Origin of the sequence: Helicobacter didelphidarum (genome assembly GCF_003364195.1) — a bacterium.
GTDB lineage: Bacteria > Campylobacterota > Campylobacteria > Campylobacterales > Helicobacteraceae > Helicobacter_A > Helicobacter_A didelphidarum.
This window is the reverse complement of the sequence record NZ_NXLQ01000209.1, coordinates 1-470: the sequence shown is the minus strand read 5'-3', so window position 1 is coordinate 470 and position 470 is coordinate 1. Positions and strand designations below refer to the sequence as shown.

The following is a 470-nucleotide window of genomic DNA, read 5'->3' as shown; positions in this document are numbered from 1 at the left end:
AGAGTAGGAGATGAAGTGATTATAAGCTATTTAGAAAATGATATAGATAAGCCCTATATTAGTTCTAGTTTGTATAATGTGAGTAATCCTCCTCTTATAAATCCTAAGGGAGATGAGCATAAGACAAGTTTGAGTGCAAGGACTATCAATAATCCTATTTCATCACTGCAATCTCATAATACACAAGAGAATAATACTTCATCATTAAACAATAGTGGAGATTCTCATACTACTCAAATATCATTGCAAGAATCTCAAGATTCGTGGCAATCTATAAATAATACAACTTCCACAAAAGAAGAGATAAATAATAAGACAGATTCTAATACCCCTACATCATCTCTCACATCATCTCATAATTACACCATAGAATCTGGTATCAATGAACTCACTCTATCAAATATTAAAGATAAAGAACAAATCTATCTTCATGCACAAAGAGATTATGATGAGATAATAGAGCATAACTT

Annotated in this window: 1 pseudogene; it reads left to right on the top strand. The window is 30.9% G+C overall.

Annotated features, from left to right (window positions below):
- Positions 1-15: 15 nt before the first annotated feature.
- Positions 16-470: pseudogene (locus CQA53_RS11975) on the top strand (bacteriophage T4 gp5 trimerisation domain-containing protein); the annotation flags it as partial.